The 10,630-nt window shown below is 39.2% G+C and carries 10 protein-coding genes and 1 other RNA gene; 5 read left to right on the top strand and 6 right to left on the bottom strand.

The genetic code is table 11. The annotated features are described in order from the left end of the window. Positions 1-175 precede the first annotated feature (175 nt). Entirely contained in the window at positions 176-1,498 is a 1,323-nt protein-coding gene (gene pepP / locus HX129_RS16500) for a Xaa-Pro aminopeptidase (RefSeq protein ID WP_286434973.1), read from the bottom strand. Positions 1,499-1,603: 105 nt separating this feature from the next. Further along, positions 1,604-2,236, bottom strand: coding sequence for a UPF0149 family protein (locus tag HX129_RS16495; RefSeq protein WP_130074936.1), 633 nt, complete (start codon positions 2,234-2,236; stop codon positions 1,604-1,606). A gap of 64 nt (positions 2,237-2,300) precedes the next feature. Between HX129_RS16495 and HX129_RS16490 the strand changes: the two genes are divergently transcribed. The 5 genes from HX129_RS16490 (at position 2,301) to HX129_RS16470 (ending at position 4,981) form a co-directional block, all read left to right on the top strand. Then, a complete protein-coding gene (locus HX129_RS16490) occupies positions 2,301-2,852 on the top strand; it encodes a hypothetical protein (RefSeq protein ID WP_130074937.1) in 552 nt (183 codons plus the stop codon). 2 nt (positions 2,853-2,854) lie between these two features. Then, a complete protein-coding gene (locus tag HX129_RS16485; protein ID WP_130074938.1) occupies positions 2,855-3,139 on the top strand; it encodes a cell division protein ZapA in 285 nt (94 codons plus the stop codon). Positions 3,140-3,239: 100 nt separating this feature from the next. After that, positions 3,240-3,422: non-coding RNA, 6S RNA (ssrS, locus tag HX129_RS16480), on the top strand. A 225-nt stretch (positions 3,423-3,647) separates the two neighbouring features. Continuing rightward, positions 3,648-4,400: a histidine utilization transcriptional repressor HutC gene (hutC, locus tag HX129_RS16475; protein ID WP_286434972.1), complete on the top strand. Its 753-nt coding sequence runs from the start codon at positions 3,648-3,650 to the stop codon at positions 4,398-4,400. After that, a complete protein-coding gene (locus HX129_RS16470) occupies positions 4,397-4,981 on the top strand; it encodes a HutD/Ves family protein (RefSeq protein WP_286434971.1) in 585 nt (194 codons plus the stop codon). The genes hutC and HX129_RS16470 overlap by 4 nt, the downstream gene beginning before the upstream one ends. 250 nt (positions 4,982-5,231) lie before the next feature. Here HX129_RS16470 and hutG read toward each other — a convergent pair whose 3' ends face one another. The 4 genes from hutG to HX129_RS16450 form a co-directional block, all read right to left on the bottom strand. Further along, complete coding sequence (hutG, locus tag HX129_RS16465; protein WP_286434970.1) at positions 5,232-6,200, bottom strand: formimidoylglutamase; 969 nt, start codon at positions 6,198-6,200, stop codon at positions 5,232-5,234. Positions 6,201-6,245: 45 nt separating this feature from the next. Further along, positions 6,246-7,451: an imidazolonepropionase gene (hutI, locus tag HX129_RS16460; RefSeq protein ID WP_286434969.1), complete on the bottom strand. Its 1,206-nt coding sequence runs from the start codon at positions 7,449-7,451 to the stop codon at positions 6,246-6,248. A gap of 86 nt (positions 7,452-7,537) precedes the next feature. Next, positions 7,538-9,271: a urocanate hydratase gene (gene hutU, locus HX129_RS16455; RefSeq protein WP_286436339.1), complete on the bottom strand. Its 1,734-nt coding sequence runs from the start codon at positions 9,269-9,271 to the stop codon at positions 7,538-7,540. Positions 9,272-9,477: 206 nt separating this feature from the next. Next, positions 9,478-10,614, bottom strand: coding sequence for an acyl-CoA dehydrogenase family protein (locus HX129_RS16450; RefSeq protein WP_286434967.1), 1,137 nt, complete (start codon positions 10,612-10,614; stop codon positions 9,478-9,480). Between the last annotated feature and the right edge of the window lie 16 nt (positions 10,615-10,630).

Genomic DNA, 10,630 nt, shown 5'->3' with positions numbered 1-10,630 from the left:
GACCACCTAACTTTAAACGATAACAAGGGCTTGGAGTTTTCTAATTTTGACCTCAGTTAATAATGGGGGTATTACCTTTTCAGCACACATCAATTTTTTAAAAAGTACAAATCCCAACACTATTAAGCCAGTCAGTTTATAAACTGACTGGCTTAGCACTTTTACCACATAAAATTCACTTCGACTTCGCCATCAATGCTTCAATATCTTCTACAGACTTCACCACATTTTTGGTCAAAACCAACGGGCCATTTGAAGTTGCGACTACATCATCCTCAATACGAATGCCGATACCACGCCATTTCACATCCACAGTCTCATCGTCAGGTGCAATATACAACCCCGGCTCAACTGTGACCACCATGCCTTCTTCATATACACGCCAATCTTCACCATGCTTATATGTACCGACATCATGCACATCCATCCCAAGCCAATGCCCTGTGCCATGCATATAAAATTGACGATAGCTTTCAGTTTCAATAATCTCGTCAAGATCACCTTTCATAATGCCTAAATCAAGCAAGCCTTGAACAAGGATTTGTACCGCAATATTATGTGGTTCTTTATAAGAATTACCGATCCGTACTGCATCAATCGCCGCAATTTGTGAATCTAACACCACTTGATAAAGTGCTTTTTGTTCAGGGCTAAACTTGCCATTTACAGGGAAAGTACGGGTAATGTCCGAAGCATAAAGTTCGTACTCACACGCTGCATCAATGAGAACCAAATCACCATCTTTTAATGGTTTATTATTTTCCACATAATGCAAAATACAGCCATTTTCGCCCCCACCTACAATACTGTTATATGACGGCACACAACCATTTTTACCAAAAATATAATTTAGTTCAGCCTCTAAAGCATATTCCATCATATTAGGCTGTACCGTTTGCATAGCACGCGTATGCGCTTCAGCACTAATATTCGATGCAATTTGCATTAACTGAATTTCTTTGTCTGATTTATGCAAACGCATTTCATCTACAATACGATCTAACTGCACAATTTGTGCAGGTGCAGACGTTCCACGGCGAGTTTCACCCGTAGCTTTGGCAATCCACTGTGCCACACGTGCATCAAACTCAGCACGTTGTCCGATGCGATAAAATAATTTGTCTTTGTTGAGTAATTTTTCGATGATTTCTTCATCTAATAAATCAATCGCATAAGCTTCATCTGCATCATAATCATCCACAGCGCCATCTATGCCTGCGCGATAACCATTCCAAATTTCCATCTCACGATCACGTTCACGACAGAACAGACTATAAGTGTAATCTTCACAGCTCGCATCTGTTTCAATGACCGCAACCGCTTCAGGTTCAGCAAAGCCTGTTAAATAGAAAAAACTACTGTCTGCACGAAACTTATAGTCTGCATCACGATTGCGCATTACTTCAGGACTGGTTGCAATAATCGCAATACTGTTAGGACCCATTTGTGCTGCAAGGCGGTCACGACGTTCTTGAAAATCGGCTTGGGTTAATTTCATTATTGATTCAGCTTATTGTTAGATGGATGAAAATTAAGTTAAAAAAATTCCAAGACCTTTCAAATATCAGAAACAATCTTCATTCAAAAAGTCTTGTTTTAGATTTTAGCTTGGGCGGTGCGGTGTAAAAACCTCTACCACGTTACCACTGTCTGATGCCTCAATGATAGGTTTCATTTTGTTATGAAAATTTTGCAACAAAGAACTTTCTAGCACAGGAATTTTCTTACGCCCCATTGACAATGATACGGGAATTAAACGTACAAACTCATAGAGTTCTAAGTAGCTTTCTTCGCCTTCTTCATCATTGTCAGATTCGTCAAATTCAACCGAAGCGACATCTTGTAAACTTTCAATCAACTCTTGCTCGTCAGAACGAATATGACCTGAAGCCAAACCAAAACCTAGAACCACACCCGCACACCAATCAGCAAGTGCTTGTACACGTTCTACCAAAGGATGTTCGTCATCAGGCAATAACGGTAAATAGTCCAATTCATCTTCAGACAAGGCATGTGCAATGTCTTCTGCTTCTTCAGCTAAAATCGCCAATGCATCTTCGTTGACTTTTGGTACATCAATGCTCGATAAAATTTGTAACCATTCATCACGAGATGGTGCTTCGGTAACACAAACTATACCCGTGAGTAAGCCATGTAACTCACTTGGACTTGAAATTTCTTCAATTTGACCAAAATTTTGATCCCAATCTGACCAACCTGAAATATCGTCTTGCATTCGTTTATCCAATCTCTATACTTCTGTATATATTACCTTTGATTGCAAATCTGTGCGACCCGTTATGCTAGAACAATTACAGCGTCTACAAACGCATATTGGTGTTTTAAAAACACGTATCGAAACGACTGAGAAAGAAAATGTAGCACTGTTAAAAGAGAAAGATCACAGTGAGGAACAAGCACATACTCAGATCTTGCAGAAAAATGGCATTATCACCCAAAAGCAAGATGAAATTGAAAGCTTGAACGAACAACTCACTGCTTTGCAAAAACAGTTTAATCAGCTCAATACCGATGCAACCTCGTTAGCTGAACGTTATGGACGTTTAGAAAAAAGCTGCACCGACCTTAAAACACGCTTTCAAGAAATTTTGGCTGAACGCAACGAGTTACGTCTAGTCAAAGAAAAATTACAGACAGAACAACGTCATTCGCAACAAGAAATCAAAGACTTGTTAAATGAGCGTGAACGTTTAATTCAGAAAAATGATCATGCCAAATCTAAAGTTGAAGCCATTATTCAACGTTTAGCGATTTTAGGCACTGAACAAGATCATCATGCGCAAGAAATTCAACAACTTGCTCATCCATCTGAAACCAATGAGGAAGTTTAATCATGTCTGAGGTTGTTGTTGTTGAATTACGTTTAATTGAACAAATTTTTCGTTTAAGCACGACTGCTGAAAAAAAAGCAGAGTTAGAACGTGCCGGTAATTTATTGAATGAAAAATTTCAAGAATTTCGCCGTAAAGCGCCCAACATGGAACATAACAAACTGATGATCATGGTGGCTTTAGAACTCATGCAAGAAGTATTAAGCATGAACAAGTCCTTACAAGAATATACACATTGCGAACGTTTGCTAGAAGAGATTCTAAAAGACGTTGAAAAGACAGTATAAATTGAGCTTTGTTTGTGCAGTTAACTCCTATAGATCATAAAATTGCTCATTTTCGTATGGATGGGCATTTGCCTGCTCACTGAGAATATGTATACTTAGTATAACTCTGGGATGTTCGCCAGTACGTCTATTCCCCTGCCGATACTTAAACTTACGGATGCGTTCTGTGTATTTTGAGTGTATGCCCATCTTCGAGTGGGAAACCCATTAAGTACGCGTCGTGTCCACCTTGAACTCATCGGGTTCAGGGTAACGACCATGCAGCGGCATCTTCGGAGCTATTGATTTTAAAACATAACAACAACTTATAATTTTTTTATTTCTTTCTTATCTATTTCTCCATGAAAACCCTCTATAGCAACACAATACGATATTTTCCACATCACATCAGACTAAAAGAGATCCACAAACGCTTTTTCATTGTCTAAATATAGTTCAATACAACATGTATATACAAGATGAAAAATTCTCTGTAAAATCTATGTTTAAGTTCTAAAGTTGTATCGAAATGACTCAAATACAAAATAATCCTAACAATGACATGACATTCGATGAAAATGGCCCAATACCGATCTATATGCAGGTCAAGCTTTTGATCAATAATAATATTAATAATGGCACATGGACAGTTAACACTAAAATTCCTTCTGAAAGTGAACTGGTTAAGTTACTGGGTTGTAGTCGCATGACCGTAAATCGGGCCTTACGTGAGCTGACTGCTGAAGGCATCTTGGTACGTGTACAAGGGGTTGGATCATTTGTAGCTGAAGAAAAACGCCATACTGCACTTTTTGAAATTAATAATATTGCAGATGAAATACAGGCTCGAAATCACAAGCATCGTGCCCAAGTTTTTGTTTTGGAAGCGATTAAAGCTGATCCGACACAAGCATATACGATGCAAATACGTGAAGGACAATCAATTTTTCACTCTATTATTGTGCATTATGAAAATGAGATTCCGGTACAAATCGAAGAACGTTTTGTCAATGCTGCGATTATTCCAGATTATCTACAACAAGACTTTACGCTTGTAACACCCAATGCCTATTTGATGTCTATTGCCCCTATGACTGAGGGTGAACATACGGTAAAGGCGATTGTCGCTTCAGCTCAAGAATGTAAATGGTTGAAAATTACTAAAAATGAACCCTGCTTATTTATACAACGCCGCACTTGGTCCAAAAATAATGTGATTTCAAGCGCACGATTAATTTATCCAGGCAGTCGTTACCAATTAGAAGGTAAATTTACCTCATGATCGTGCAAACTTTTATGCATGAAGACTATCAATCTATGCCTTGGAAAAATGGATTAGGTCAAACGCTACAACTCGCATGTAGTCATGACACGATGCAGCATTTTGATTGGCGGATCTCCATTGCAGATGTAAATTGTGATAGTCAATTTTCAACTTTTCCACAAAAAAATAGAATTATTAGCCTGTTAGAGGGAAATGGAATCACTCTCCAATACCAAGATCATCAGCAGAATATTCAACTTAAAAAGCATGATATTTATTATTTTTCAGGGACTGATCCGATCTATGCTTCTTTGGTCAACGGCGCTATTCGAGATTTTAATTTAATCTATCAAGCTGATCGTTATCATGCTGAAATGCAATGTTATCAACAAGACCACTGCCATGCATATACAGCAAATTTGCTCTTTGTGTTCAATGCTTCTGCACAGGCACTAAGCTTAAAAATAGATGAGCGTGAATACGCAGTAAATGCACAACAATTAATCAAAATTGAAAACAACCAACAGTTAGCACTAGATGTTCACATCCATCACCCCGATACCACCTATTACGTTATACAACTTTCAGCATTTCAGTAAAAAAACCAGGATTTCCCTAATGCTGATTAGTTAAGCTAAATTTAGGGATAAATTCTTAAAAATCTCCCCTAACCCCTCTTTGAAAAAGAGGGGAACTACCTGTAATTAGAGTGATTTTTAGTAATGGATAGCTCCCTCCTTTGAAAAAGGAGGGTTGGGGAGGATTAAAAAAAAACTTAACTGACTTGTATTAAATATTTCCCTGGTTTTATAAGCTATAGCTAAGAGCTTTAGCACTTTTATTCAAACGCTAGATTTTTCTATAAAAAAGATACTGATAAATAATATATGCTGCGAGTTTCGCAGTATGCTGATCGATATCATATTTTGGATTACATTCGGCAATATCCAGTAAGCGGACTTTACCACTCGCACAGATTAAATTAAAAATATTTTCAAATGTTGCTACATCAATGCCTCGAACCGCTGGTGCACTCACACCAGGTGCAATATGTGCGGAAAATACATCTAAATCAACTGTGATATAAATCAGATCAACTTGATCAATAAACTTTTGAATTTTATCTTTGATTTGATGATCTAAAACTGCTGACATTTCATAGTCATATACATATTGGCAGTGCAGTGTATCTGCGGTATCAAATAATATTTTAGTATTGGCATGTTGAGCAACACCTAAACATAAGTATGCAAAATTTTTCCCTTGGCTTTGACTCAGCTTCGCTGCTTGCAAAAATGGCGTACCCGAAGTTGCTTCAGGATGATCTCTTAAATCAAAATGTGCATCAAAATTAATAATTCCGATTTGCTGTGAACATCCATTTTCATCGAGATTGCTTTCAGCAAAATCAAACAAGCCTTTGAAGCTACCATAAGCAACTTCATGCCCTCCACCTAAAACAATGGGATATTTTCCTTGTGATAAAAATGTCGTGACTGTTGTCGATAACTGCTGTTGAGCTTGCTCAAGTGCATGATCGATACATTCAATATTCCCTGCATCTTCCACATGAATCGGCTGATGCACAGGTAGGTTTGCCAATTGTTTACGAATCAGATCAGGCGCAAGGGCTGCACCCACCCGCCCTTGGTTACGTTGCACACCTTCATCACTACAAAAGCCGATAAGTGTGTAGGTTTGATCATTTTTTACTTGAGTGTTTGCCTGATCAATGTGTTGATCAATCATTTGATGCATTCTCATGTGTGAAAGCTGCATACCATCACAACGACCCACCCACTGAAAAGTCTTATTCATCGTGTCATCCTTTGACTTTAGTCATCTATCAATATTTTTTAAAGGTTAGATATGTCGTTCTTCACCTTGATAAATCACACGTTTATCAAGATCTCCACCGAGCCAATAGGTAATTTCTGAAGGATGTTGAATATCCCATGCGATAAAATCAGCGACTTTGCCAACCTCTAAACTGCCATGACTTGCTTGCAAACCTAAAGCATGTGCAGCATTGTAAGTCACGCCTGCAAGTGTTTGTTCTGGCGTCAGTTTAAACAGCGTGCTGCCCATATTCATCATTAAACGTAAAGACAAAACGGGAGATGTACCCGGATTTAAATCCGTTGCCAAAGCAATTTTGACATTATGCTTATGGAGTGCGGCAAGATCTGGATATTGGGTTTCACGTAAAAAATAGAATGCGCCAGGAAGTAAAACAGCTACTGTACCCGCTTGTGCCATTGCCACCGCATCTTCTTCGCTCAAATATTCTAAATGATCTGCTGATAACGCCAAATATTTGGCTGCAAGGCTAGAACCATGTAGTGCAGATAGCTGTTCTGCATGTATTTTTACGGGTAAATTAAGTCGCTGTGCAGCTTGAAAAACCTGTTCTACTTGGGCAGGACTAAACGCTAAATGCTCACAAAAAGCATCAACCGCATCAATCAAGCCTTCTGAGGCAAGTTGTGGCAATAAGGTATCGCAAATCATTTCAATATATGCTTGAGCATTATTTTTATATTCTGGCGGTATTGCATGTGCTGCTAAACATGTACTGCGAATGTGTACAGGTAATATTGCTGCAAGTTGGCGTATAACTCTCAGCATTTTTCGCTCATTTTTAAGATCTAAGCCATAACCTGATTTTATTTCTAAAGTAGTCACGCCTTCTTTTAATAAGTGTCGAATACGTTTGATGGCAATTTCACGCAATTCAATTTCAGAAGCTTCACGCGTATTTCGTACTGTACTTGCGATTCCACCACCCTGTGCCGCGATTTCCTCATAACTGACGCCCTTAAGCCGTTGTTCAAATTCTACACTTCGATTCCCTGCAAATACACTATGGGTATGACAATCGATCATTCCTGGTGTAACCCAAAAGCCATTGAGATCGACACTTTGCACACGGTCTTGTGGAGGCATGTGATGCTTTGAACCAATCCAAGTGATTTTACCCATAGCGGTGATGATTGCCGCATCTTCAATGATTGAATAGTTACCATTCTGCATGGTGGCAATATGACAATTGTGCCAAATCGTGTTCATTTTACTCATCCTGAAGTGTGTCGCTAAAATGCAGATAAAAAAAGGCTATTCATGTGCTATGAATAACCTGTTGATTTAATAAAATATTAACCGTTAATCATCGGAAGATTTAGATTTTGCTCTTTAGCACAATCAATCGCAATTTGATAACCTGCATCTGCATGACGCATCACCCCTGTAGCAGGGTCATTGGTCAATACACGCATAATTCGACGATCTGCCTCTTCAGAACCATCACATACAATTACGACACCCGAATGTTGTGAATAGCCCATCCCTACACCGCCACCATGATGCAAAGAAACCCATGTTGCACCACTTGCTGTATTTAATAATGCATTAAGCAATGGCCAATCTGAAACAGTGTCTGAACCATCTTGCATCGCTTCAGTTTCACGATTTGGACTTGCCACAGAACCTGAATCGAGATGATCACGACCAATCACAATCGGTGCTTTTAACACGCCTTGACGTACCATTTCATTAAAAGCAAGACCTAATTTGGCACGTTGACCTAAGCCAACCCAGCAAATACGTGCAGGTAAACCTTGGAAGCTAATGCGTTCTTTCGCCATGTCTAACCAATGGTGCAAATGCGCATCATCAGGAATCAACTCTTTTACTTTTTCATCGGTACGATAAATATCTTCTGCATCACCTGACAAGGCAACCCAACGGAAAGGACCAATACCACGGCAGAATAAAGGACGTACATAAGCTGGAACAAAACCGGGGAAATCAAAGGCATTTGTCACACCTTCATCCTGAGCCATCTGACGAATATTATTACCATAGTCAAAAGTTGGAATGCCTTGCGCTTGGAATGCCAACATGGCTTTTACATGTTCAGCCATCGATTGTTTAGCGGCTTTTACTGTAGTTGCAGGTTCTGACACTGCTTTTTCACGATATTCTTCCCAAGTTAAACCCACAGGTAAATAACCATTCAGCGGATCATGTGCACTGGTTTGATCTGTCACTAAATCAGGACGAACACCACGGCGTACCATTTCAGGTAAAATTTCTGCGGCATTTCCACAAAGTGCGATAGAAATCGCTTTACCTTCTGCGGTGTATTTTGCAATACGCGCAAGTGCATCATCTAGATCTACGGCTTGTTCATCGACATAACGCGTGCGTAAACGGAAATCAATACGAGATTGTTGACATTCAATATTCAGTGAACATGCACCCGCCAATGTTGCCGCCAAAGGTTGCGCACCGCCCATGCCGCCTAAGCCTGCCGTCAATACCCAACGACCTTGTAAGCTGCCGTTATAATGTTGACGCCCTGCTTCTACAAATGTCTCAAATGTCCCTTGTACAATGCCTTGACTACCGATGTAGATCCAAGAACCTGCTGTCATTTGACCATACATAGCCAAACCTTTCGCATCAAGTTCATTGAAATGTTCCCAATTTGCCCAATGCGGTACGATGTTTGAATTGGCAATTAAAACACGTGGCGCATCTTGATGCGTTTTAAACACGCCTACAGGTTTACCCGATTGAACCATGAGTGTTTCATCATTTTCTAATTTTTTTAGCGTTTCAACAATTTTATCAAAACATTCCCAGTTACGCGCTGCACGTCCAATTCCACCATACACCACAAGCTCTTTCGGGTTTTCTGCCACATCTGGATCAAGGTTATTCATGAGCATACGCAATGGTGCTTCAGTCATCCAACTTTTTGCATTGAGTTCTGTGCCACGAGGTGAACGAATTTCAACATCACGGAATTTAGTTGGGCTAGCGGTTTTTTCTGCTGAGTAAACTTCATCCTTATTGAAGTTTTTTGTATTTACTGAATTAGTCATTGAGTAGACTCCTTTCTTTGACATTAAAATTTTAATATGTATGTACTTGTATATACATTTATATACTAATATTTTTATACTCTGCAAGATATTTTTTTATATTTTTCAAGATGATTATTAAATAATTGTTTTATAATGAGTATTAATTAAAAATCTTAATATAAATAAAAAAGGAGCTTACGCTCCTTTGTCATAATTTGCTTAAATCAACCTAAAATCACAGCGCGTGAAATAATCAATTTTTGAATTTCAGACGTCCCTTCAAAAATACGAAGAATACGCGCATCTCGCACAAAGCGTTCTAGAGGCAAATCTCGAATAAATCCATAACCACCATGCAGTTGCAACGCATTATCGGTAATAAAAGCACATGCTTCCGAGGCAAATAATTTGGCTGTAGCGGACTCTAAACTATATCTTTCCAGATAATCTCGGGCATAGGCCGCTTTCATTGTTAAAAGCTCCGCAGCCTCATATTGGCTATGCATTTCTGCAATTTTCCATTGCGTATTTTGATATGAGGATAATGGCTTCCCACCAATCATGCGCTCTTTTGCCCAAAGCAAGGTGTATTCAATCGCAGCTTGGCTAATGCCCATTGCCATAGCCGCCACTTCGACACGTCCTCGATCGAGAACCTCCATCGCTGTACTAAAGCCAGCCCCTTCCTGTCCCATCAAGGCACTACTCGGTACCCAACAATCAAATGATATTTCGTAAATATGACTGCCTTTTAAACCCATGGTTTTTTCTGGTTTGGAAAATTGTACCCCCTCTGTTCCTTTGGGAATAATAAACGCACTAATTCCTTTATGTTTCAATGCTTCATCTGTTTTAGCATAGAGCACAATAAAATCAGCTTCTGCAGCATTGGTAATATAGTGTTTACTGCCTTGGATTCGCCAACCATCATTTTCCTTTTTCGCTTTAGTCAGCATTCCCGCAGGATTTGACCCTGCAGCAGGTTCAGTTAATCCAAATGCGCCAAGCAAAGTTCCATCTGCACATTGAGGTAAATAAGCGAGTTTTTGTTCTTCGCTCGCACCAATTAAAATCGAATCTGTCGCAAGAAAATGTGCTGTCAATGTTGATGCTGTAGATGCACAACCCGCTGTAACCGCAGCAACTACATGACTCATAGCAATACTTGAAATACCCAAACCACCATATTGTTCAGGTAGATTTATCCCCATAAAACCAAGTTCGCCCAAAGCTTTAAGACTTTCACTACAAAAAGCCTCAGCTTCATCATAACGCTGCGCATTTTCTTTTAATACATTACGTGAAACTTCTTGTGCTGTTTCGACAATAGCTTGTTCTGTTTCATTCATTGAAAAATTCATGGATTCATTCCTTGTT

Source organism: Acinetobacter sp. 251-1 (genome assembly GCF_030329305.1).
Taxonomy (GTDB): Bacteria; Pseudomonadota; Gammaproteobacteria; order Pseudomonadales; family Moraxellaceae; genus Acinetobacter; species Acinetobacter piscicola_A.
This window is presented reverse-complemented; position numbering and strand designations above follow the sequence as displayed.